At 67.0% G+C, this 25939-nt stretch carries 13 protein-coding genes; 5 read left to right on the top strand and 8 right to left on the bottom strand.

The annotated features are described in order from the left end of the window. The 5 genes from JSV65_09905 to JSV65_09885 all read right to left on the bottom strand — a co-directional run. On the bottom strand, positions 1-534 hold a 534-nt coding region (locus tag JSV65_09905), incomplete at its 3' end, for a Gfo/Idh/MocA family oxidoreductase (protein ID UCH36646.1). Positions 535-587: 53 nt separating this feature from the next. After that, complete coding sequence (locus JSV65_09900; GenBank protein ID UCH36645.1) at positions 588-3068, bottom strand: alpha-galactosidase; 2481 nt, start codon at positions 3066-3068, stop codon at positions 588-590. Positions 3069-3272: 204 nt separating this feature from the next. Continuing rightward, positions 3273-5270 (bottom strand): alpha-galactosidase, encoded by a 1998-nt coding sequence (locus JSV65_09895; protein UCH36644.1) that lies wholly within the window; start codon positions 5268-5270, stop codon positions 3273-3275. Then, a complete protein-coding gene (locus JSV65_09890) occupies positions 5267-8266 on the bottom strand; it encodes a glycoside hydrolase family 2 (GenBank protein ID UCH36643.1) in 3000 nt (999 codons plus the stop codon). Before JSV65_09890 ends, JSV65_09895 begins: the two co-directional genes overlap by 4 nt. A gap of 38 nt (positions 8267-8304) precedes the next feature. Beyond that, positions 8305-10584, bottom strand: coding sequence for a hypothetical protein (locus JSV65_09885; protein ID UCH36642.1), 2280 nt, complete (start codon positions 10582-10584; stop codon positions 8305-8307). Between the two features lie 529 nt (positions 10585-11113). On the opposite strand from JSV65_09885, the gene JSV65_09880 reads away from it, so the two are divergent. Then, positions 11114-14281 carry a hypothetical protein gene (locus tag JSV65_09880; GenBank protein ID UCH36641.1) on the top strand — a complete coding sequence of 1056 codons (3168 nt, stop codon included), beginning with the start codon at positions 11114-11116 and terminating at the stop codon, positions 14279-14281. A gap of 44 nt (positions 14282-14325) precedes the next feature. Here JSV65_09880 and JSV65_09875 read toward each other — a convergent pair whose 3' ends face one another. Next, positions 14326-18198, bottom strand: a complete 3873-nt coding sequence (locus JSV65_09875) for a hypothetical protein (protein UCH36640.1) — start codon at positions 18196-18198, stop codon at positions 14326-14328. Positions 18199-18369: 171 nt separating this feature from the next. On the opposite strand from JSV65_09875, the gene JSV65_09870 reads away from it, so the two are divergent. The 4 genes from JSV65_09870 (at position 18370) to JSV65_09855 (ending at position 23662) form a co-directional block, all read left to right on the top strand. Further along, positions 18370-20295, top strand: a complete 1926-nt coding sequence (locus JSV65_09870; protein ID UCH36639.1) for a hypothetical protein — start codon at positions 18370-18372, stop codon at positions 20293-20295. 99 nt (positions 20296-20394) lie between these two features. Further along, positions 20395-21639, top strand: a complete 1245-nt coding sequence (locus JSV65_09865; GenBank protein UCH36638.1) for an alpha-L-fucosidase — start codon at positions 20395-20397, stop codon at positions 21637-21639. Between the two features lie 53 nt (positions 21640-21692). Continuing rightward, positions 21693-22274 (top strand): hypothetical protein, encoded by a 582-nt coding sequence (locus JSV65_09860; GenBank protein UCH36637.1) that lies wholly within the window; start codon positions 21693-21695, stop codon positions 22272-22274. A gap of 65 nt (positions 22275-22339) precedes the next feature. Beyond that, positions 22340-23662, top strand: a complete 1323-nt coding sequence (locus JSV65_09855; protein ID UCH36636.1) for a DegT/DnrJ/EryC1/StrS family aminotransferase — start codon at positions 22340-22342, stop codon at positions 23660-23662. A gap of 114 nt (positions 23663-23776) precedes the next feature. Here JSV65_09855 and JSV65_09850 read toward each other — a convergent pair whose 3' ends face one another. Together JSV65_09850 and JSV65_09845 are read right to left on the bottom strand one after the other, a co-directional pair. After that, positions 23777-24982 (bottom strand): hypothetical protein, encoded by a 1206-nt coding sequence (locus tag JSV65_09850; GenBank protein ID UCH36635.1) that lies wholly within the window; start codon positions 24980-24982, stop codon positions 23777-23779. Positions 24983-25041: 59 nt separating this feature from the next. Next, positions 25042-25830, bottom strand: coding sequence for an aldolase (locus JSV65_09845; GenBank protein ID UCH36634.1), 789 nt, complete (start codon positions 25828-25830; stop codon positions 25042-25044). Positions 25831-25939: the final 109 nt, after the last annotated feature.

Raw genomic sequence — 25939 nt, 5'->3', positions numbered from 1 at the left:
CCGCTGAAGATCGTAGTACTCGCCGGTGTCGGGGTCACGGTAGTAGAGCCTCGGGTAGTAGCCGAAGTACTCGCCGTCGGCGTACGTCACGTGCCCGAGGCGATCCTCCGCGACCAGCTGCTGCCATGCGTCAACGAATCCCCAGTAGCGCGTCTGCTCGGCGAGGTGATAGATCTTGCCGCTGCGTTCGGCGGCGACGACGATGCGCCAGCAATCCTCGAGGGTGTGCGCCGCGGGCACCTCCATGTTGACGTGTTTGCCGGCCTCGAGCGCCTGCGCCGCCATCGCGCCCTGCTCCTTGCAGCGCACGCATAGGGCGATCGCATCCACGCACGGGTTACCAAGCAGGTCATCGTAATTGCCGCACGCCGCGACGTCGTGCGGGTTCCCGAGTTGGGCGAGCGCCCGGTCGCGGAGAGTGGCGACGGTGTCGCACACGGCGGTGATGCGATAGCCGGGAATCCCCTGCAACGACGACAGCCAGTACCGGCCGCGCGAACCGAGGCCGGCCACGCCGATCCGAATCTCGTCCATTGCCGCCACCTCTCCCGGCCAGCCGGCCCCGTGCCGAAGCCGGACGTCAGAGCCTACTGCTCCCGGCGATACATGATGACCGCACTCCCGGGGCGGTCGCTGCAAGCGACGAGCACCCCCGGATCCATGATCTCCCGGCCGGTGGCTTTCGTTTCGCCCGGACCGTCGAGGTCGGTGACAACATAGGTGGCATCCGGGTCCAGCCCACGCAGCCGCAACCGCGCGGATTCGTAGATGCTGTCCGCGCGGCGGAAAACTTGCACTATCCCATCGCCCGACTCCGGCCGGTCGAATTGCCACGCCATCCACACCTCATTGCCGGTGTCGTACGGCGTCAGCGGGTAATAGTCGCCGAAGTAGCAGTCCGCATAGCTCCGCCATTGCGTGTACAGTCGGCGCAGCTCCTCGTAGTCAATCTCGCGGTTGCGCATATCGTAGCAGCCCGTGAGGTGCGGACACGACGCCTGGCTGCGGAAGACGTAGGGATCGGTCGAGTTGACGCCGGTGCCGTAGAACGGGATCCAGAAGGCGATGCCGTAGGTGTGAAGCTGCTGCGCCACCGGCTCGATGATGCAGTCGCTGCGCAGCAACGGCACCGACCGCCGCAGCGTCTCCAGATCGTTGCGCCGGCCGCCCGAGGCGCACGTGTCAATCAACATGTCTGGATGACGGCGCCGCAGCTCGTCCCAGTACGCCAGAAATCCCTCGACGTATCTGATTTCGGTGATGCCCTGGCGATCGTCGCTGTCATTGCCGCGCCAGAACCCGAGCGGGTCAATGTTGAAGTCGTTGCGGTAAAGATCAATCCCCTGCTCGTTGATGAGCCGGTTGACGTGCTCGGTGAGCCACTGCCGCGCCTCGGGATTGCCCAGGTTGAGCAGCTTCGTCTCCCCGTCGCGCCCGAGCAGCCATTCCGGATGATTCTCGTATAACCACGTGCCGGGCGTCACGCGCTCCGGCTCGAACCAGACGATGGATTTCACGCCCTTCGCGTGCGCGTGGTCGGTGATGAACCGCAGGCCGCGAGGGAACCGCTTCGTGTCCACCTCCCACGTGCCCGTGTTGGGCCAGCCGCTTTCGTTAATGTACCACCCCGCGTCCATCCACCAATAGTCGAGCTCGATGCCCTCCTCGAGGTAGCGATCCACGAACATGATCTGGGTCTCTTCGTTCGCGTTGATCATTTCGCCGTACTGGTGCGAGCTGCAGGCCGCCATCTGCGCGGGCGGGAGCTTGCCGCCGGGCCGCGGCAGATTGTGCGCCAGCATCCACCGCCGCCAGACGTTCTGCGCGCGAATCCAATCGCCGCGGTAGAACTGCATGACGACCAGTGGCGAGCGCACTTCCTCGCCGGGGTGCAGCGTGAAGTGCGTCAGTTCCTGGCCGCCGCGAATGCGCAGGCCGATGCCGTCATCCCGCGCGAACTGCGCCGCCCACTGTCCGGGCCAGCCGAGCGCGATCACGACGCCTTCGCCCGGCCATTCGATGTTGAAGTACGGCAGATCGCTGTTGGTCGGGCGGCCGCCCGCCGTCGCGATCCGCTTCTCGCTTGCCGGGTCGAGCGTCGTCGCGAACGGCTCGTAATCCGTCGGCGTGCACGGGCTGCCAGTGTGGTGATGGAGCACGAACTCGCCGTCCGCGCTCCGTTCGAGGTGCGTGTCAAGCGCCTGGATGTCCTCCAGGATCGGCGTATCCGCAGAGCCCGCGTTCTTGAAGTAGAGGGTCCATTCGACGATGGGGAAATCGTGATATTCCACGGCGACGCAGCGCATGACAAGCCCGGTCTCGGGGTCGTTGTAGGTGATAGCGTGTTCGGTGCGCTTGTCATCGACTGCGCGCTCCGCGCGCGTGAGCGTCCACGTCTTGAGCACCTCACCCGACGGCCGCCCGTCGTAGGTGAACGAGAACGGCGGCTCCGTCGTGTACGGCCCGCGCGCCGGCCCGCCCAGGGGCATGTCGCCGAGCCAGAGCACACTGCCGTCGGTCAGAGTCACCCGCGCATCAGCCCAATCCGCTTGATCGCAGCCGATGCCGTCGCCCGCGTCACCCACCTCGATCACGAACTCGTCCGCGCCGCCGAGGTTAACACTGACGACGATGCCGGGCATGCCCTCGCGCATCACGTCGCTGCGAAAAGCCTCGCGATCTCCGACCTTCACGGAGAACACGACACTGCCGCGTCCGCCGCTCGTCTGCTCGTTGCTATCCACGCCGATGATCGCCTCGAACGTCTTCCCCGGCCCGGGCAGGCGCACGACGATGTTGCTGTACGCGTGGCAGTAGAGCCCGCGCGTGTATTGCTGGTCAACGATCTTCATCGGCCGCCCGGCCCGCGCGTTCGGCTGCACCGGATCGTTATTGGCCAGTACGATCAGCCCTGCTTCGCGCGGCGGTGCCTCCTGCACGCCCTCGAACTTGGCCGCCGCCCACCGGCGGGCCTCGGCCATCTCCGCCGGCACGACCGACACCCCGTGAGCCCATTGCGTGGCCATGATAAGCGTTAGCACCTCCAGGATGAGCCGCATTCGTTTCATGCCGAATCGCCTTCCAGTTTCACGGATGCGCCCCGTGATTCGCAGCGCCGCGCGGGATATCCTGCCGGCACTCGTCCCATTCGGCTGCGAGCCGCCGCGCCCACCCGCGGCGCCACTTCTCCCGCCGGCGGCGGACATGTCCCGAAGTCGCGTCAGCGCTCTCACGATCAGGGCGTCGCAGAGCCCGCCCCGCGTGCGGCGCGGTCACTTCACCTTGCGGTAGAACAACAGCGCGGACTCCGGCGCAGCGGGTATCTCCACGCTCAAGGCGGACAGGTTCCTTCCTTTCGCGGTTCTCCTGACCTCGGCATCCTCGCACGTCACCTCATACCGCAACTCCGGCTTGAGGCCCCGCAACCGCACCGTTTGCTTCGCGTCGGGGCTCTCCTCCCGCCGGAACACCAGCACCATGCCCGCATCCAGGTCGGCTCGATGGAATTGGTAGCCGTACCACGTATCCTCGCTTGCGCTGTGCGGGAACAAGGGGTAGAAATCGCCTGACATGTACGGGCGGACCTTTCGGTACAGCGCGACGGTTCTCTTCACGGCCTCAGCGCTTTCCGGGGCCGACGTATTGGTCGCCAGTATGTTGCCTGCGGTCATCGCGCTGCGGAACACGTACGACGGCTCGTAGCCGAAGTTCCCGCAGCCGTGCAGCGGCACCCACCGATTCAGTCCGCCGTTCTGGAGTTGGTCGGCGGCGGGGTGCGCTCCCGAGCACTGCAAATCGCTGTGCCACAGAGGCAGGCCGCGCGTCAGCGTCTCCAGGTCAATGCGCCGCCCCCCGCTGGCGCAAATGTCCACCACCAGCCCTGGGTGACGCGCGCGCAGCTCGTCCCACATCGCGTACAGCCCCTCGATGTGCCGGATCTCCGTCATGCCCTGGCGATCCGGCGCGTCGTTGCGCCGCCAGAACCCCAGTGGCTCGATATTGAAATCCCAGCGAATCCAGTCAAGCTGCGCCGCGCTGATCTGTGCGTCAATGTAATCGGTCAGCCACTTGCGCGCCCCCGGATCGTGCAGCCCGAACAACTGGCTCCACTCCCCGTCCGGCTTCATGACCCACTCCGGATGCTCCCGGTCAATGAACGTATCGAAATGAACGCGCTCCGGCTCGAACCACAGCAGGTAGCCGAGCCCCGCGGCGTGGGCGGCATCGCCGACAGGCTTCATGCCGCGCGGATACTTCACGGGATCGGGCTCCCACGTCCCCGTGCCCTCCGGGAACCCCTTGGGATACCACTGCTGCGGATCCATGTCGGACCAGAACACCTCGATCCCGCGCGACGCAAGGATGGGCATGACCCTGATGTGCGGCCCTTCGTACGATCCATCGGGCTCGACTTCGCCAACGCTGCCGCAGATCGGCGGCAACACCAACTCCCCGTCGCGGCGCGGTAAGTAGTGCGACATCAGCAACTGGCGGAACAAGTTGTTGCCGCGCAGCGCCTCGTCGCCGCGCCACAGCAGGACGACAATCCGCGGCGTCCGGATCGTCTCGCCGGGATACAGGCGCAGGTGCGTGTTCTGCATGCCGCTGCGAACCCTCACCGTGTCGCCGTCGCGCTCAAAGGCCGCCTCCCACTGCCCCGACCAGCCCACAGCCATCACCATGCCGGCCCCCCGGCGCGCCAGGTTGAAGAACGGCAGCTGGCCGTCCGACGACCGCCCGCCGTTGGGCGCGAGGGTGATCTGCCGGCCCGGCGCGATGATATCTTCAACCGGCGCGAAGCTCTCCGCCGAATTGCTGTCGCCCAGGGACCGGTGGAGCGTGACGGGCCGTTGCTTCGGCGCCGCGATGCGCGCGTCGAGCGCCTGAATGTCTTCGAGGATCGCGGTGTTGTCGCGACCGCCGTTGTGGAACTGCAGCATCCATTCCACGGCCGGGAAATCGCGGTACTCGATCGCCGTGCAGCGTACGACGAGGCCGCTCGCGGGATCGGCATAGATGAGCCTGTGCTCTGTGCGGCGCGCGTCCAGGCTCCGGCGGCTGCTCTGCAGTTGCCATGTCTGAAGGAACTCGGACGAGCGCCGCCCGTCGTAGGTGAATGAGAAAGGCGGCTGCGGCTTCTCGCCGTCGAATCCGGCCGCCGCCCAACGCCGAGCGTCCGCCATCTCATTCGGTGCTGGGGGTATCGCGTTGGCCAAATGCGGTGTCATCATCGCAAGCAGCACTCCAGCCGTTCCGTAGAGCAGTCTCATCCCGCGTCTTCCCCCACGTACCCCATCGCCTTCAGCTGCGCATCGAAATCGGGCGGCAGGTCGGCTGGGGGCTTGCCGGCATCACGCGCCGCGTAACGCAGCATGTTTCGCAGCAGCCGCTCCGCCGCCGGATGCCGGCCAAGGTTCTCGCGAATGTGCAGCGTGTTCAGGACGAACCGTCCCGCGCCCAACTCGTACACCGCCACCAGCAGCCCGGACGAGTAATCCTGCGACGCCTTGATCGCCCCGGCAACCGCCTCTGCGGGCGCGTCCTGCCCCGACCACACCGCGTCCGGGATGATCTCCCGGTAAAACGTGTAGTCCATCATCCCGCCGCACGGCAGGCCGTCGAACATCGGGTGGGCTTTCGCCCATTCGTCCTTGAGGTAGAGCCAGCCGGCGATGCCGGCAGGTGCCCCCTTGTTGGCAAGGGGAAGCCAGTGCAGCGGGTCATCGCCGTCCCTGAATACCTCGGGGCAAAGAAACACCGCCGTCGAGCCGCGAGCAATGCGCCGAGCAAGCTCGCCGAACGCATCCGCGCCGCCCGGTGCCGCTGGGCGGCGGGGCACCAGGATTACCTCTCGCGCAGGCGGCGATGCGGGATCGAACGAGCGTGCGCGAATGCCGTGCTCGGCCAGCCACCGCGCCAATTCGGCGTCCTCGCCCCACAGGACGACCTCCGCGCCCACCGGTGGCATCTCCGCCGGGTCGGCGACGTAGAACTCCGCCTCGCCGCCGGTCGCCGCCGCTCCTCTCTCGAACGTCGCGACGAACCGGTATCGCCCCGACGGCCCCTCAATAGCCGCATCTTCTGCGAAAACCGGTACGGCGAACGGCGTATCCGCAGACAATGTGGCACGGCCGCCCTCGGCTGTGGATTCGTGGGGTGCGAAATTGGACCGAGGTATCGTGACGGTCACGGTGCGCTCAAGAACCGGCGCCCCGTCCGGCCCAAACACCTGCAGCCGCACGGGGTAATCCCCCGGCGCGAGCGCATCCTCATTCGCCAGCACCGCCTCCAGGCGGACCGGCGTTCCGCTATACACGTTCACGGGTTCCGCAAACAGGCACCATCGCAGCGGCGCCAGCCCGTCGAACAGCGCGTCCACCGTTCCGGGCTTCAGTTCCCGGAACGTCGTGAACAGGCCCTCGCCGGTCATGCCCTGATCCACCGTGCCGGTCAGGCTGTAGCCCACGAGATTGCGATTGGCGCGGATCGCGTTGAGTCCGAGCGTGCGCTGCCCGGCCATCTTGCGCAGGCTCTCCGCGAAGTAGTCCTGCGGCCGCGCGAACGTGTCCGCCATCCGCCAGCGCTCCCAGTCAGCGAGGAAGCGATCCAGCTTGTCGCGGTAGAACTGCGCGTCTTCAGTGTATGCTGCGCCGAGTCGCTCGTAGTGGCGCACCGCGCGCCACAGATCCACCGCGCTGCCGATGCCGTACTCCGACAGGAAGACGTGCTTCGTCCCCTCGCCGACCGTGCGCAAGAAGCGCACCGTGTCGGCTGTGTGCGGCACCCGCGGATACGCATGGGCATCGCCCACTCGCGCCCAGTAGCCGCCCGGCGGCGCCGCGCTGGTCGGGGCCATCTCCGGCGCCTCGTCGCCCATGAGCGCCTCCCACACCGCTGACCCCGGGTTGGATAGCGAGCCGATGCTGAGCTGCCCATCCCACCGCCCGCTGTTCAGCATCACCATGCGCGTATCATCGAGCGAGCGCACGAGCCGCAGCGCGTCCACGGCATGCCGGAACACCGGCCCGTCATTCGTCTCGTTCAGCAGCCCCCACATCACCACGCTCGGATGATTCCGATCGCGCCGGATCATCTCGCTCGTTGAGCGGTCGAAGCGCTCCGCCATCCTCGGCGAGTCCGCAAGCAGCCATCCCGCATACGACTCCTCGTACACCAGCAGCCCGATCTCGTCACACATGTCGAGCTGATAGCGCGTCGGCATGCCCGCGATGAACCGGATCATGTTGAAGCCCATCGTCTTGACGTAGAGCAGGTCGCGCCGCAGCAGGTCCGGATCGTGCGGCAGTTGAAGGCCGACGGGGCAGTGGTTCCCGGTGTGCGAGCCGCGCAGGAATATGCGCCGCTGGTTGAGTCGGAAATAGCCGCCCTCGAACCGAAAATCGCGGAACCCGCAGCACGCGGATTGCTCGTCAACCGACTTCGAGCGCTCACGCGACATGCGCGCCGTCACCCGGTACAGATACGGATCGTCCACATCCCACAGGTGTGGCTCGTCCACGCGCAGTTCGATTTCAACGGGCGTGTCGCCGGGAGGCAGGCGGCGCTTGAAGCGCGCTGTGGCGATCGTCTCGCCGCTTGCCGCGGGCGCAACCGCGAAATCGAACGCCGCGCTCACCGGACCGGGCATCGCGCTGCGCGCGTTCGCCGTAATGCGAATCACGCCGGTCCTCGGGTCGGGCCGGACGAACAGATCCTCGATCCGCACCGGCGGCGCGGCGAGCAGTTCCACCGAATCCATGATCCCGCCGTGGTTGTACGACGCGCCCGCCCAATACGGCACCGCCTTGTTGCGGTGCGGCGTCTCGTTGAGCGCAATGCCGTCAATCGGCTCGTTCGTCGGATTGAGCACGCGCACCGCAAGGCGGTTCCTTCTACCCGGCCTCATTGCGTCGGTGACGTCGAGGACGAATGGCGTTTCCGCGCCCTCGTGCCCGCCGACGTGAACGCCGTTGAGCCACACCTCCGCCTGGTAGTCCACCGCCCAGAAGCGCAGGAGATACCGGCCCCGCGTGTGCGGATTGCGCGGCGCGGTGAAGTCGCGCCGGTACCACGCGACTCCGTGATACCCGGGGAACGCATCTTGGATGATCCACGGCACCTTCGTCGGCTTCGCCCCCGCGATCGGCTTCGCATACCACTGCTCCTCCCGCCCGACATTCCGCGGGTCGGCGGCGATCAGCCATTCACCGTCAAGCGATGTGATCATAGTTGACACCAGTCCTACCGCGACAAGCGCTCCCGCCATCACGTATGCTCCTCCGTGCGACAGAAATCCGCGCCGCCTCAGCGCCCCAAGGCTTGTGAGGCAGTTCCCACCCCCAGACTAACCGGCGACCCGTCGCCGGGCAGCTTGACCAGGAAGGTGTAGCCGACGCCACCGTCGTCGTCGGGCCAGGCGATGTACCAGGGCTCGCCGCTGCTCGCGTCAGTCAATGCGACTTTCGTCCCGTCATCCGCTCTCCGCCACACTTCCAGGCGTCCCGCGCTCCGCAAGCCGCTTACGCGTACGGCGATCCAATCCGCGCCGCCGTCAATAGTGAACTCGGCGGCATCGTCAACCGCCCGCACGTGCGGCGGATTGTGCGACACGACCGCTCCCACCGACGCCTCGACTTGCGGCGGCCGCACCGCCCACGCCTCGCGCTCACTGACCATCGACGCGTAGTCCGAGCTGTTGTCGCCATACACCACCTGCAGCGCGCGGTAGCGGATGATTGTACCGGCAGGCAGGACTTCCACCCGCCGCGCGGGAACCACCGCCAGGTCGCGCGCGTAATCCCCGTGTTCGGCATCGCCCGGCCCGGTGGCGAACGCATAGACGCCCAGAGGCAAAGGCTTATCACCCATCCGAACGTCCGCATCAAGCAGCACCCACCCCGGATTCCCCGTGATGTCGCTGCACGGAATCCCCTGGTCAATCCCATTGCTCGCCTGGTACAGCACGCCGAACGGCTGTCGCGCGAGGGGCAGGCCGTCGGCAGCGACTTCGGGCGCGAAGTCGAGTTCGCCGACCCGCGCCTCCCCCGGCTCGACCCACGCGGCGAAGCGCCGGTACGCCATCGGATTGAACGCATGGTGACGCAGGAAGAACAGCGGCGCGGCTCGCCGTGAAGACAGGCGCACCTCCTTGTTCACGCGCAGTTGCACTTCGCTGAACAGGCGCGTCATATCAGAGCACGGCGTTTCCCACAGCCGGATCTCGCCCGACACGCTGCCGTCCGCCGTCCGCGCGGAGATCGCCATCTCCGCGACAAACGGCCCGCCCTCGACAATGCGCGTCTCGCCGGGCGCGAGTCCCTGGTATCGGTCATCCGCATCGAAGTACCCGAAGAATGTCGGCAGGATCGCCGAAACCGAGCGCACCTTCAGGTCGCGGTAGTGGCGCCGGAAATCGTTGATCCGCAGCTCGCCGCCGCTCGTCACGGTGAATGACTCCAGGCGCGATACGGTCGCCTGATAGAGCAGCGGCCCGCCGACGTTCTCCAGGCTGGTGAGGTACAGCAGGTCGTGGTCGCGCGCGCCGCCGTAGAGATGCTCCACTCGCATGCCGCGCGACTCCTGCGGCTGGAGGGACAGCGGGAAGGTCAACGTCGCCCAGCCGGATTCCTCGGCCTCGCCGCGCAGTTCGGGAAAGTTGAGGCCGAACTGAACTCGGATCGGCAGCGGCGACCCCTCCTCGTCGCGGACAAGGCCGCCGCAAATGCCGCCCCAGGGATCGAACGAGTCCGCTAGGATGGTGCGCGGCCGCGAATCGTTGGTCACGCTGAACGCAGCGCCGGCGCGGAGGCCTGGCGGCGGCTCGGGGGACGGCGAAGTCTCGGCGCGGAAAACGTACAAACCAGTGCGCGGATCGAAGCCCTCGCACTGGCCCATGCCTGTTCGGAAGGCCGATGCGTCGAGGGGATGACGCTCCGCGTCGAGCGTAACGGCGATCTCCTCGCGGCCGCGGGCGATGAGCAACGCGCACGCCGCCTCCCTGGCGTCGCCGGGGTGCAACGGGCCCTCGCCGACGGGTACGATGAGCGCGACGTTGCCGGCGTCCTCGGACAGCAACCCGGGCCGGCCCCGCGGCAGCGTGCCCACGATCGCCATGCACGGCCGGTTGCCGATGATGATGGCGTCAGCTGACTTGCCGGCGGTCGGCTCGGCACGCAAGATCATGCGAGCATCGGATGGCGCGCATGCGGCCGCTGTGGGATGCACCTCGGGCCGGCGGTACACGAACCGCCCCGCATTCACCCACTCGCTGGCCGGCAGCAGGAAGCGGACGTGAAGATAGACCTTCTGCTCCTGGCACGTGACGTGAAGCTCCGCCAGGCCGGGCCAGGTCGTGTCGTCGGCCTTGAGAACGATGTTCTCGAGGCAGAACTCCACGAGATGCGGCCCGGCGCGAAGCGTGTGCAGGTGCGGCGCGGGAGAGCCCCGCCACTCGAACTCCTGGCCGTCCGCCGTAACGGCGAATCCGGAGACCCCCGGCCACAGAGTCTTCCCCTGGGGCGTTTGCAGCACGAACAGATTGGATGCCCCCACGTCCACGAGCAATCGGTAGCTGCCAGTGCGCACAGTGCAAGCCGTCGCCCCGTTCGCGAGCACGACTTCGCCGCGCGCCGGAGGGGTCAGGCAGAGAAGGCATGCCGCGGCCGACAGCGCGGCGGCTAGCGCGACCGAGGCCTGCCAACGATTTCGCGGCGTCTGTTGACATCGTCGGCCACAACGCCTGTCGAGGCTACGAACGAAACTCACGGATCGTCTCCGCGACCACCAGGGCCGCAAACGGGCCGGGAATAGGCAGCAGCGCGGTTGGCGGCGGAATTCCTGCGCCGGCCCCGAGGGCGATAGTTCAACCCCCGTCAAGGCAATCCTCTGTCCGCTCCTTAGCTCCCATATCGAGATGAATCCGAGCGGCACCTGGGCGCACTGAGCTGGGCCGAAGGATAACCACACCCGCGCAGCGAAAACGGGCTGCGGCGGAGAGGGCTCCGGCGGCAGCCGCGCCGCGCCACCCGCCTGCTTCAACCCGGCGACCATCTCGTCGGGTGTCGTGCATCTGCCGTGGGTCGCCGCAGGCGGACGACCCGGGGAGGTGTCCAACATGCCGTTCGTTCCTCGCTTGCGCACGTGCGTCGCTACCTGGCTGTTCATCCTTGCCGTCGCGTGCAGCGCCGCGCTTCCCGCCCATGCCCTTGACGCCAGCGCGCACTTCGACTTGGTGCGTGATGCGCTGACGGCAGAGGGATTTGGCAACACGGCGATCGAGGTGGTCCAGGTCACCAACTGGATGGATGACTACTACGAACAAGCGAGCCGGAATCCGTATAGCCTTCACGGCGAGATGTGGCTGACCATGATCGGGGCGGCGCTCGTGCCGTGGGGGCTCGAGGGCTGGTCCGACGAAGTGGTTCACGCCGCCGACTGGCTGGGGTTTGACGGGACCGTGAGGTACACCATCGGCGGCGTCGAGCGCGGCGCCGACAGCGGCGAGATCTGCGAGATGGAATGGAACCGCCTCGCCCGTGCGGTGAAAGCGGCGGCCCGCGACCGGGCGAGCGCCGGTGACATTCAGGGCCTGCTGACCATTTTGGGGATCTCCTCGCACACGCTGCAAGACTTCTATGTTCACAGCAATTGGGTCGAGCCCGCCGGCACCGCGAGCGCAGACGGCTATGACGGCCCAGGCTGGGCGGCGATGGGAACCTACGGCTCGCATCCGACCTGGTTCGATGTGCCGGTCGAGGTGCGTCGGGCGGCGCGAGTGTACGTTGACGACGGGGGGCCGGGGCTGCGCACCCACGGCGGGTGGAACTCCGACGGCAACCGCAACCTGGCGACGGCGATGAACAAGGATTGGCCGGGCCGCCCGCTCTACCTCGACGCGTATATCACCGCCTACTTCGCGACCCGGCAATGGGTACGCGCGGTGCGCTCGTGGGTTGACGACGAGGCCGTCTGGCAGGCGGCCCAGCGATTCAGCGACCGCCATGCCGGGCAACTGGATCACGATCTGCGCGGCGCGTTTACCGTTCAGTTCAATTCGGGGCACTGGCAGGGCCAAGGCGAGCCAACCGGAGGCGACGCGCCGGGTCCCGGAGGCAGCCTCGACGACCTGATCGGTGCGGTGGCGGGCTATCACACGGTGCCCAAGACAACATTCCGAGCGGGGTTCGAGCGCGTGGTGACCCAAGTCGGCGATCGAACCCCGCCCCCCGCCGAGACCCCCGTCGCAAGCACGCGCGACCTCCAGTCAACGGTTGAGTTCGTCGTGGCCCAAGTCACTCACGTCAGGGATGCGACGCCGTGGTACGAAGTCGGCGTTGACCCCGGTCTTGACGAGGCGGACTTCTATGCCAAAGCCAACATCGCCGGCCAGGAGTTCTGCTCCGGCATGATTCACGGCTACGATGTGTGCGGTTTCTCGCTGCCAAGCTATCCCTTCACATTCGTCAAGGCCGTGCCGCTGGCGTGGCGTACGGACGAGCCGGTCACGAGCCTGCAAGTCACCGTCCGCACCAGGGACGAGCAATGGGCCGGCACCGACGACGACGTCTTCCTGCGCATCAATGATCGCCAGCGCTTCCTGCTCGACAAGCCGCTCTACGACGATTTCGAGCGCGGCGATGAAGATACGTACAGCATCAACCCGCCCGCTGGGCTGCGCGTCAGTGACGTCCAGTACCTTCAGATCGAGAAAGCCCCCGACGGCACGGCGGGCGGTTGGAGGCTGAGCCGCGTCGCGCTGCACGTCAACGCGGAGCAGGTGTACTACAAGGACCGGATTGACAAGTGGCTCGAGGATAACGACCGAACGTGGCGCGCGCCCGACTTCCGCCCCCGCGCGCCCATGACCAGCGACGTGCCCGTCACGCTCCGCCTCTACGACAGCGACGGCTGGCTCTACGGCGATGACGACCACTGTGACATCCACTCTGACTTCAACCGCTACGACCTCAACCTGCTTTACAACCGCGACACCAGCGCATTCCGCGGCGACGTCAGCGGAACGACAACGGGCATGAGCCAGGGCGGTTCACGGCACGGCGGGCGCTGGCCCGACGGCATGGATAATGACAACTGCGAGATTCGGTTCGCTTTTGATCGCGTGCGCGCGGCGCCTCCGCTGCTGGCGGCGCCGGGCTTGCGCCCCGCTCGCTTCCCGCCCGCCGCGCCGGTGGTGACTGATGACGGCGAATGGACGCGCAGCGCCGATGGCCTGCGCGCGTCGTGGCGAGTGCCGCCCTCGGTCAACGCCCCTCCGCCCGTGGAGTATCAGTACCGCGTGCGCGATAGAGACACGGGTGTCGCCAGAGACTGGACCTCGGTCGGCCCCGCGACCTCTGCTACCGTTGCGCTGCCCCTGCGCCACGGTCACGTGTACTTCATTGACGTGAAAGCGCGCAACGAGATCGGCTGGTCTGAAGTGGGATGCTCTGACGGCGTTGCAGCGGACCTCGACCCCCCGCGCGTCGGCATCAACCGCTTCGAGCAGACCTCCGCCTGGCCGCTCGGGGTGGCCACCGAGGAACCGCCGCGCGTGTTCCCCAACTCATTCCGCGCCGCACTCGTCGCCTCAGATACCGGCCGCTCCGGCTTCGACGCGTACCTGTGCGCGATCACCGAGCGGATCGTGACGGAACGGCCGGCCGGGGGTGATCTCCGCGACGTGGCGGCGCCGCGCCTGCCGCCCGCGACACACGTCCTGTTCAGCGCCGAGATCGCCGCGGAAGACACCCGCGACGGCGTCGTCGTCCTCCGCGACGTCCCGGGCTTGCGCAGCGGGACAACCTACACTTTGCGCGTCAGGGGACGCGACCACGCAGGCAACGTGGGAGACGAGGCAACGGCGACTTGCGTCGTCCGCTTCAATGACACCACCCCGCCACCGGCACCTAGGCCGCGCGTCGTCAGCGCGAGGCCGTTGGCCATGACGTGGGACGAGGTCCATGACCAGGAGTCCGGCATCGCCGAGTACCGGGTTGCGGCGGCATCCGACGCCTCACTGGTTGATGCGCCGGACCTCCTGCGCTGGCGGTCAGTCGGACGCGCGCTGCAGTTCAGTGAGGTGGAGCTTGTTCTGCCGAAAGGCGCGTGCGCGTGGGTCAAGGCGATCAACGGGATGGGACAGGAAAGTGTCGGCACGGTGGGCCCCGCGATTCCGATCGTGGCGCCCACGCGCAAGGTCCCTGCGCTGCCGCCGAAGCAGGCTCCGCCCATCGCGCCCAGCAACGCGCCGGCCCCTGCGCCGAAAACCGCGCCGGCGAAGTAGCTGCCGCGCTCCGCGACGTCCGGTGCCCCCGCGTCCGAGGTCGCTTACTCGCCTCGGATCCAGTCTATCTGCACTCGCGCCCCCGACGCCCCATTGTTGGGATCGAGCCGGATCGCCACGATCCGGTGCCCCGTCCACTGCGGGTGGCCGCCGACGCCGATGCGGTACTCGTGAAACTGCCCGTCCGCGGTGATCGGGAAACGAACGACGCGCTCCTCGGAGAAACCCGGCGCGTCCTGCGTCCCCCAGTAGAACTGCGCGTTGTCGCCCCCAGTTATCGCCATGCGCACCACGACGGCGCTCACGGAATCCCCGTTGACCTGCATCCGGCTGCGATTCATGTACGGGTCGCCCCCCATCGCTTCCGTCGCGAGCATGCCGCGCGCTACCTGGAAGGGCGACAGCTCGTTGACGGGCAGCCAGCCTTCAGAAGTCGCATCGAACTCGAAGGCGATCTCAGCCCTCGGCTCCGGCAGCAAGTCCGCGCTGCGCGGTGAGACGCCGGCGATCTCGACCTGATGGCTTCCATCCCTCGTGATCCGAATGCACAGCGTGCTCATCGCGGGCAGGTAGCTGTACGCCGGGCCGTCCGTCGCGAGAATGTCCGCCACTCGCTCCACTGCCACGCCGCCCGCCGCCACCGCATCCGGCGCGCTGATTCCGACGACCGCCGTGGTACCGCTCTTTGCGGATGGATAGGTCAGCGTGAAGCCGACCTCGCCGCCGCTGAAAGCGGCATTCGAGATTCGCGCGGTGGAGTTGATGTGGATCGGCGCGTCCCCGGTCCTCAGGATAACCGTCTCCGGCTCCTCCGGCCGGCCGAGCAGATAGTACACGTTCTTCAGCACCTGCCGCGGCGCGAAAATCCACCCCGACTTGCTCGCGTCAATCAGGCTGATCGAGTCCGGCCACAACGCGATATCCGGCGGCTCGGTCGCCTGCTGATACATGCCGCTGACTGTCACACCCTCCGCGATCCTGCGCCACGGCAACGTGGAATCGCATTCCGACAGCTTGAGCAGCGCGTGGGCGTAGCGCAAGCCGTTCCACTGCACCGCGCGCCCGATCCAGCTCCACTTCAGCCAGCTCGCGCCGAACACCGGGATTGACGCATACCGCATGAAGGGGTACTCCGCCGTGTTCCACAGGTAGACGAACGGCAGCCCCCCGCGCGCCCAGCGAACGGCTTCGCCGAGCCAGTGCGCATCGCCGTCTATCTGATAGGCTTCGAGGTAGGCGTCAACCGCATCCGCCGCCGCAAGGATATCCGGCGTGTGCACCGGCACCTCCCACACCTGCGCCGCGCGCGGCACTGTGAACCGCTCCATGAACTTCAGCGCGCGCACGCCCGCCGCGTACGCCTGCTCGTCACCGGTCATGCGCGCCGCCGCGAGGATCTCGTACGCCGCCCGCGCGCACGTGCCTAGCTCGGCGGCATCGTCCGCCCCCAACTCGTGGTAATCCATCCCCTTGAACACGCCCTGATCCCTAAGGTCGGCGTCGAACCGCCACGCGCCGTCCTCGCCTTGGCCGTCCATGCGCGCCGTCGCAACGCTCACCTGCCACGCAAGCCCTTGCTCCGCGCGCCCATAATCGAAGCCGCGGTCATCCGCGGCAGGCGTCAGCGGCCCTTCAGCCGCGAGCAAATCAAGCCGCTCCTTGCACGCCTCTCGCACCGCGGCCTCCGAGGCGAGCAGGCTCGCTATCATCAGATCATAGGCGTAGGTCGGATTGCGCGACGGGATGTTCCAAATCGCCGGCCCGCCCTTGTACGGCAACCACATCTTCTTCTCCGGGAGCCACAAGCTGTCGAGATATGCCTGCGCGCTGAACGCGATCTCCTGCTCTGCCGTCCCATGGGGATACGGCAGCGGCTCCGGTATCCCGAACTCCTCGACCCACGCATCCTGGGCGACGAGAGCGTCGCGCGCTCCCGGCTCGATCAGCAGCATCGCCTTGAGCGTCAGCGTGCGCCCGCGCTCCAGCGCGTACGGCCGCTCTGCCTCGCGTTCGTTTTCCGAAACGAAGCCCGGCACCGACGGCAGCATCAGGCCCATGAGGTGCGACGCGCGCCGCTCGAACCGGTCCGGGCTGGCGAATACCGCCGTCGGGCGGTCGCGCTCCCCGTCCCATTTCTGATACGGGTCCCACAGCAGGCCGACGAGGCCGTCATCGGTGCGCAGGGACATCAGCGGGATGGTCACCTTGTTGGGGTGCGGCACGTAGCGGATTCGATCCGGGTGATCCGCCTCGAGGTCGAGGTCGGAAGAACTCTCCTCACCCTCGACCAGCCATTCGAGCCCAGGGAACAGCCCGTCATGTCGCGTCGCGCCCGTGCCCTCCGCGACGTACGCCATCGGGCCGTCGAAAGCGAGGACCTCGCGCGGCTGGTCGGCACTCAGCGAGTAGCTAAGAGCGAACCGCCCCTCCGCTGTCAGCCGCATGCGGGCGCCGAACTGCCATTCGGCCCCTTCGGCATCGACGAATGTCGAGGCAAAAATGAGCGAGTGGGGGCTGCGCTGCACCGTGTCTCCGTAAAGCGGCCGCTCCTCGCGCGCTCCGTTCGGCGTCCGGTACGCCAGGCGCCCCAGGTACGGCATCTTCGCAAGCACCGCCTCGCCGGTCTCTCGCTTCGCGCGCAGTTCGCACAGTCCGTATCCCACCGAAGTCTTGTACACCGTGAGCGAGCGCGCGCCGTCGGTCAGCGATACCGGCTCGCCGGCGGCGAGGCACACGAGACCTACAGCCTCGGCGATCGCTCCGCCGGGCAAGTCCGCGGTTACCTCGACACGCGCCTGGGGATCCTCGGCGGTGGGCGTAACGGCCCACTCGACCGTCACCCTTCGCCCGGGCGCCAGCTCGCGGATCTCCCGGGCCGCCATCCCGCGCACGGCCGCGCTCTTCGCGGCAGCCGCCACCTCGACCCGGCGGATGATGATGCGGCCGGTGTTCGCGATGGTTGCTCGGAGCGCGGTTCCCTCCCCCGGCGCGACGATGAATCGCTCCACCTCGACCCGGTCCACTGCCGCCTTTCCTTCCAGCTCCAGAGAAACCGCCGTCGGCTCCGGAACCGCCGCCAGTTCGACTTCCACCACGCCTTCCTCATAACGCGCGCCGCGGAGGGTCAGCTCGATTCGGTGCGTCTCGCCGGGTGCAAGCGACGGGACTTCGCAAGCCGCGGGTGAGAGTTGCAGCCCGGTCGGCGCTTGGCCCGTCAGCGCGGCAGTGGGCGCCGGCTCGTCGCCGCTGTTCTCGACCTCGATCGAGATCGTCGCCTCGCGCCCCGGCGCCTCCTCGCTCTCCGTGAACTCGATGTCCTTGATGCCGACAATCGGCCCGACCTTCTCGACCCACGAGAAGTCGTCCAGCAGCAGCTCACCCGGCGCGAGGACGCGCGGGGAGATGTGCACCCACTTCGCCTCGACCTGATCGGTGAAATCATACCTGATCGCGCCGCGGTGCCACTTGCCGTCCGCGATGTGGTTCTCCGGCACGGCGAACACGACGCGCGCGGCGCCCGTGTCCTCGTAAGGCCGCGCGCTCATCGGGATGATCTGCACCGTCAATGAATGTGGCTTGCTCTCGGAGATCGCCTTGTAATAGAACACGATGCCGCCCGCGAGCCGGTCGAGCATCCCGCCCTGCTCGCCCGAGTCCGGCTCCCACGCGCGGTTGATCCCCGTCTCGACCGCTGCCGTGTCCGGCGTCCTGAGCAAACGAAACGCGACCTGCCCCGAGTGCGCCTCCGAGGTAACCGTCACCTCCTCCCCGACCGGCCCCCAGTCCACCGGAAACCCATCATCCCCCAACTCCTCCAGCCCGCCGTTCGTGACGACGGCGTCATCAGCGCAGACCGCTCGTGCGCAGGTTGCGGACAGAACGAGAGCGAGTGCCAAGAGCACAGACAGCCGCGTCATGACCACCGTGATCCCTCCGTGAGAACGGCAATGCTCTGACGTTCGCGAGGGAAGCCCATTTTCCCTACACAATCACCGGCAGCGCGAAGGATGGATGCGCGATGCCGCGAATCAGGGCTGTGTCAGGGCGCGCGCTGAGGCCCGCGCCGTCGGGCTTGTGGAGGGAGAATCTTGAGGATCGTCTCGCTGTGTTTGGCGGCGATTATGGGACAAAGCGCAATGGCGACTCAGGTGGAGCATCTCGGCACGCCCTGCCGCGCGAAGAACATCCTCGCCGGGCGCGTCGTTGCCGACCGCGCGACAGGCCGCGAGTGGTTCGTCCTTACGAATACGAACGAAGCGACCGGCATGGAGCTGCTCTTCGTTGACCCCGAGCACGACACCGGCAAGCTCTTTGCCTGTCCCGCCGGCCAGGGCTCGTGGGCGCTCGACGAGGTCCCCGGCGACCGCCTCGTCGTCGGCACGTACTATGACGGCCGCTTCATGGTCTTCGACCTCAAGCAGATGAAGTTCATCAAAACCGCCGACTTCCCCGGCGAGAGCTACATCTGGAACCTCGCCATCGGCGCCGACGGCCGCATCTACGGTGGCACCTACGGCGGCGGCAAGCTCGGCGCCCTCGACCTCGCGACATACGCCGTCGAAGACCTCGGCGCGCCCGCTCCGCCGAACATGTACCTGCGCCAGGTGTCCGCGACGCCCGACGGCCGCATCCTGTGCAGCCTCGGCATGGACAAGCCGACCACGCTGCTCTTCGACCCCGCGACGAAGCGCTTCGAGCCGCCGCCCGCGAGGCTCCAGGGCGTCGGCGTTGGCGTCACCTGGAACGGCTACTTCCTCGCCGGTTCGCGCGCGTTCCGCGGCAAGGACTTCGAGGTCGTGGATCCACCGCCATTTCCCACACCCCCTGCTGATAGGGGTGGCTGGTCGGTGGACACCTACATGACGACCAATGACGTGCTCTTCCTGCGCCAGGGGAACGCGGTCTACCGACATGCCAAAAGCGACGAGGAGCTGACCCGAGTCGCCGACCTCGACCTCCGCGGCGGGCGCCTGCTCGCGGGCGCGCGGGACGGTTCCGTGCTCGGCGTGCGCGGCCAGGATTACTTCGTCATCAAGCCGGGCGACACGGAGCTGCGCTTGAAACCGATTCCGGTCGAGTCCGGGGCGCGCCCGACCTTGTTCCTCAGGGCCGATGACCCTGGCCGGCTGTGGGGCGGTCCCCACTTTGGGCAGACGTTATTCTGGATGGACACGCGCACGCGGAAAGTTGTCAACACGGGCACGGTCTGCGACGCCGGCGGCGAGGTATATGACGCGACCTTCGCCAATGGCAAGGTCTATGCCGCTTCCTACGCCGGCGGCGACATCACGGAATACGACCCGGACGAGCCGTGGGATCAGTGGAATCACAATAACCCGAAGCCGCTCGCGCGCGTCGGGCCGGCGTACATCCGTCCCACCGGCGGCATCATCACCGGCCCCGACGGCAAGCTCTATTCCGGCTGGATGGCGCGATACAGCGTGTACGGCGGGGCTGTGGCGATCACCGACCCCGCGACCGGCGACACCGAGATCGTCGAGAACCCGCTCGGCGAGCAGGCCGTCGAGGGCCTCGCGGTGGACGGACGCTTCGCCTACGTCGGCACTTCGCTCGGCGCGAACGGGTTGCCGAGAAAGCCCGACGAGTCGCCGCGATTCGGCGTCATGGATCTCGCGACCAAGCAGATCGTCTATCGGCGGACGTTCGGCCGGGCGCATGGCGTGCGGGCGATCGTGTACGACGGCACGACCGAGCGCGTCGCCATGCTGGTTGACGGCAAGCTGCGCCTGTTCGATATCGCCGAGCGGCGATTCGTGAGAGGCCCGGCCGGCGATTTGCGGAATGTTACGAGCCGTTCAATGGCTGCGCCGGGTGATGGTTGGCTGTACTATGGTCGCGAGCACTCCCTGGTCGCACTCGACCTCGCGACCGCGAAGGCAGCGCGCGTCGCGGAAGTCCCCGACGACATCACCTGCGTCACCGTCGCCGCGGACGGCACGGTGTACGTCTCATGCGAAGAGGACGTGTACGCGGTGCGGGCCACGCGGCGTTAACGGGTCCACGCGGGCGAGCCGGCGGACCCGCGGGATCCGCCCATCCCGTTCGGAACGAGCATATCTCTTGAGCCACAGCACGACGATGAGGAGGTTTCGATGGCAAAGAAGACGTCGAGGAAGCTGACCGCGAAGGAGAAGGACCGGATTCGCAGGCTGGAGTGGTTCCGCGAAGCGCGGTTCGGCATGTTCATCCACTGGGGGCTCTACGCCCAACTCGGGCGACATGAGTGGGTGATGAACCGCGAGCGCATCCCTGTCAAGGACTACGAGAAGCTGGCGGACACGTGGAAGCCCGGCCCGTGGCCGGCGCGCACGTGGGCCAAGCTCGCCCGCGCCGCCGGCATGCGCTACATGGTGATGACGACCAAGCACCACGAGGGATTCTGCCTGTTCGACTCCGCGCTCACCGACTACACGGCCGCACAGCGCGGCCCCGGGCGCGATCTCGTCGCCGAGTACGTCGCGGCGGCGCGCGCCGAAGGCCTGCGCGTAGGGTTCTACTACTCCATGATGGATTGGCACCATCCCGACGGCGTGCGCTGCCTCAAGGACGAAAAGGCCCGGCGCCGATTCGTTGACTACATCCACGGCCAGGTGCGCGAGCTGTGCACCAACTACGGCAAGCTCGACATCATGTGGTACGACGTGTCCTGGCCGCTCAATGTCGAACAGTGGGAGTCCGCGAAGATGAACGCGATGGTGCGCCGGCTCCAGCCGGACATCATCATCAACAACCGCTCCCAGCTCCCCGAGGACTTCGGCACGCCCGAGCAGCACATCAGGCCCGAAGAAGGCGGTCGCATGTGGGAAGCATGCATGACCTTCAACGAGAGCTGGGGCTACACGCCGATAGACAAGGACTGGAAGAACGCGTGGGACATCGTGCGCATGCTGCGCCAGGTCGCGGCCGGCGGCGGCAACCTGCTGCTCAACATTGGGCCGACCCCGACCGGCGCCGTCCCGCCGGTGTGCGCGCGCGAGCTGCGCAAGGTCGGCGCGTGGATGAAGAAGTATGGGCCGACGGTCTATCAGGCCACCGATCCGATGCAGCAGGAATGGCTCGTCACCGGTGCGTTTACCTGCAAGGGGAAGAGCCTTTACTTCCACTGCAACCGCTGGCCGGGCGAGGAGCTGGCGATCGGCGGGTTGGCAAACAAGGTCGTCGGCGCGCGGCTGTACGGCGGGCGGCAGGTCAAGTTCACCCAGGTCCGCGACCGCCTCGTGCTTCACGGCTTGCCCAAACAGGCGCCCGACCCGCTCGCTACCGTCTTCGAGTTGAAGATCGCCGGCGGCAAGCCCCGCCAGATCCTCGGCGCGGGGTGCGTCGTGCCGAAGAGATAGGCCCGCCAATATCAGGTCGCGGTGGCGCGCGACACATCCGGAGACAGACGACGATGCGCAGCATGATGGCCGGCTCCTTGCTCGTCGCCGCGGCAGCGCTCGGCATCGCTGGCTGCGGCGGGGGCGGCGCTAAGCTCACCGTCAAGAGCCAGGCCGGTGACGTCACCGTCTCGATGCGGCTTCCGGCGGGGTGGGCTGTCGAGGGTCGAGTCGAGGGCGGCTACGCGAGCTATTCCCATAGCGACAACGTGGACATCCGCGGCTGGACGGTGATCTACCTCGCCGAAGGCAAGGACCTCGAGGCATGGGTTGACACCAACTACCTGGTCGAAGCGAAGAAGATGGCCGCGGGCGGCGAGATGCTCGGCGACGCTGCCGAGAAGTTCTTCGGCGCGCAAGCGGGAGAGGATACTCGTGAGGCCTTCGGCTGGAAGCTCGTCTCTCGAACGCTCACGAAGATAAGCGATCTCGACGCGATTGAGTTGGTCGAGGAGTCGAACGACAAGCGGACTATCGCGGTCTTCGTCAAGCAGGCTACCAGCGTGTGCACGGTGACGTTTAGCAGTCCGGCGCAGCAGTGGCACGAGAATGAGCCGGTGTTCCGCGCCGCCCTTGACTCGCTCAGGATTCGCTGAGCCGACGCGCGCCGTGTCACTGCACTGGCCGCAATCGGTCATCGCTTCAGGTAAGAGGATGCGCGATGAAGAAGAAGGACAAGCCAACATCCGATTTCCGCTACGACACCGGCGAAACCAAGGTGCCCTGGGCCGCGGTAGGGGAGGACCTCAATGCGGACGACCTCGTCCGCATCATCCGTTTCTTCGTGCAGCCGCAGGCCGAAGATGATGCAGCCTACTCCGAACGTCTCGAGCGCGTCCGCGCGGCGCTCGAGGATCTCTTTGCGGCGGGCAAACCGGTCGGCAAGCTCACCCTCGGCGATCGCGTCAAGGCACTCGAGTCCTGGGCTGCGGGCTATCTCGGCGTGAGTTACGCCTGCTTTGTGACGAACGCCACGGCGGGCTTCGAGATCGCGTATAAGTTCGCGGCGCTGCAAGCGGACGACGAGATCATCTGCCCCGCGATCACCTTCATCGCCACCATTGCGTATCCCCTTTCCATCGGCGCCAAAGTCGTTTTCGCAGACGTGGATCCGCGCACGATCAATCTCGACCCGGCCGACGTCGAGCGCAAGATCACCGACCGCACCCGCGTCATCGTCCCGGTTCACGTCGGCGGCTACCCGGTTGACATGGATCCCATCATGGAGCTGGTACGGCCGCGCGGCATTACGGTTCTCGAAGACGCGGCGCACGCGTTCGGCGGCAAGTATCGCGGTCGCAAGGTGGGGACGCTCGGCCACTTCGGCGCGTTCAGCTTCCACGAAGTGAAGAACACGACTTCCCTTGGCGAGGGCGGCCTGCTCGTCACCGATCTCGACGTCGGCGCCAAGTTCGCGCAGGCGCGCTTCCTCGGCCTCGATCCCTCGCGGCAGATTCCGGACTGGTTGTACGATGTCGTCGCCTTGCCCGACCTCCGCGGCGGGTGGTTCGCTGCAGGCAATCACTCGGCGACCGAAGTCCAGGCGGTGGCGCTCCTCTCACAGCTCGAACGCCTCGACTCTATCATCGCGGCGCGGCGCACGGCGGCGGAGTATCTCAACCAGCGATTCGCCGACGTGGACGGCATCGTGACGCCGCCGCTCGACACCGCCGACACGCGCAGCACCCATCACCTCTACCTGCTCCAGCTTGACCCCGCGCGCGCCGGCGGCGACGTCCAGGAACTGAAGAAGAGACTCGCAGCCCGCGGCGTGACACAGATCCCGCACTTTGCCCCGCTCTACGAGTTCGAATTGCTCCGCCGCATGGGCTACAGCACGGAAGAGGGGAGGCGTTCCTGCCCGAATGCCGAGGAAGTCTTCCGCCACCGCTTCACCCACCTCCCGCTCTACGGCCTGACGCAGGATCAGGTGACGTACCTCGCCGACGCCGTGATCGAATCCGTCCGCGGGATGCAGGGGTGATGCGTCGCGCCAGGGGACTCCTGTCTTGGCGCGCGCGAATCAGGCGGCAGGAATATGCGCGTGGGGCCCCCCTGCTTCCTGCGCCCGCGCGATCGCCTCGGTTCGCTTCGCAGCCTACCCCGCCCCGAACTCCGCCGCCGCCTGCCACATCGCTTCGAGGTTCTCCGGCGGCACCCCGGGCTGGATGTTGTGTACCTGCGCGAAGACGAATCCGTCCGGCCCCAGGTCGTCAATACGCCCCTTGACCTCCTCGCGCACTTCCCGCGGCGTTCCGAACGGCAGCACCCTCTGCGTGTCGCACCCCCCGCCCCAGAAGACCAGATCGCGCCCGAACTCGCGCTTGAGCTTGGCCGTGTCCATATCCGCCGCCGACACCTGCACCGGGTTCAGGATATCCACGCCCATCTCGATGAGATCGGGGATGAGTTTATACACCGAACCACATGAATGCAGGAACAGCTTTGCGCTGGTGCGCGCTTTCATGAACTTGTACATACGCTCCATCGGCGGCCGCACCATCTCGCGGAACAACTCCGGGCTGATCTGCGGCCCGGTCTGGGCGCCCAGGTCGTCCGCCACGTGCACGACTTGCACGTAATCGCCGACGGCGGCGATGTAATGGTCGAACTCCTCCATGTGCACTTCAGCAAGCGTGTCCATCAGCGCCCGCGCGAACGGCTTGTCCGCCACCAGGTCGCACATGAAGTTCGCCATCCCGCGGAGCAGCTGCGACGCCGCGAAGATGTGCCCCCCGAACTGACCGACGATCGCGTAATCCGTTTCCTCGTAGAGGCGCTTGGCCCGCGCGCCGAGGTCGTCCAGCGTCTCGTCTATGTACGTCGGGCGATCCATGATCTTGATCATCGGCATGAACTTGGCGATATCCTCGATAGAATCCATGCCGACGCACAGCGGCCCCACAGGGTCGAACCAGTAACCGTCCGCCGCCCGCCGCAGCAGCGGCTTGCCGTGCGGGCCGAGCAGAACGTCCGACCCGTCATCCTGCCGCACCGCCTGCCACCGCGACGGCACCTCGCATTCCGTCCCGTCGGGCAGCGTCCACCGCTGATACTCCTTCGCCTCGTACGCCAGCGGCACCACGTTGCCCTCGGCGAAACGCCGCGCCTCATCCTCGACCTTCGCCAGTTGCTGATACAGGTCGAGCAGCCGGAATGGGCGGCCATTGAGGCCGATGTGGCGGCGCAGTTGCACGTACGCCACGCCGCCAATGCCGGTCTCGTTCGTGCCGCCGAAATCAACCGGAATGCGGTCAATCGGCTTGCGATTCAGCGCTGCGCTGACTCTCTCTCTCGGCGTCATACTAACCTCCTCGCTGCCGCCGGCCAATCCCCGAACGGCGTCGCAGCATCGTTCCGACCTTAGCCCAGCACCTCTTGCGCGCCGGCGCGCAGTTTCGTCACCAACTCGGTACCCGCCTGTCGAATTAGGCCGATATCGCCGCCGCACGAGAACAGGCGCATCCCGAGCCCCACGTATCGCTTCACTCGCTCGACGTCACCCATGAACATCCCCGATATGATGCTGTGGTTTGCGCACGCCTGGGACACCGCCTCGACCGAACGAACGAAATCGGGATGATCCAGCTGCAGCGGAATCCCGAGGGAAATCGAGAGGTCCGCCGGGCCGATCATGATCGCGTCGAGGCCCGGCACCGCCGCGATCTCGTCAATCCGCTCGATCGCCTGCTGCGACTCCGCCTGGATGACAACGAGCGTATTGCGATTCCAGTGTTCCAACGCCTCGGGTAGGGGTACCGACTCGTAGTCATACAACAGCGGCCCAGGCCCGCAGCCGCGCCGCCCCTCGGGCGGGAAACGCGACCAGGAAACAACCTCCGCGGCCCGCTCAGGCGTCTCGACCCGCGGCACGATGATGCCCTCCGCCCCGGTATCGAGCGTCCGCGCGACGAGATGATACTCCGCATCCGGCACCCGCGTGATCGCCGTGATGTCCGCCGCGCGCGCCGCCCGCACGAGCAGTTGATCCGACTCCAGCGACATCGGCCAGTGTTCGTTCTCGATGAGCAGAAAGTCGAAGCCCGACGCCGCGTATGTGTGCGCAAGTTCCGGGTAATGCGTGCCGAGCGCGGCGCAACCGAACACCGGCTCACCGCGCAGCAGCTTCTCCTTCGCGTGATTCTCTCTCATGGACGATTCCTGTTCACAAGACGATCCGATGCTATGATTCGGGAGAGGCCGCTCGATGCCTTCCAGGAGTGCGGTGGCTGCCGCCCCGGTGAGGCGAGGAATCCGGCTG

This window comes from Armatimonadota bacterium (assembly GCA_020354555.1).
GTDB lineage: Bacteria > Armatimonadota > Hebobacteria.
The sequence above is the reverse complement of the archived record's forward strand: the minus strand, read 5'-3'. Positions and strand labels throughout refer to the sequence as shown.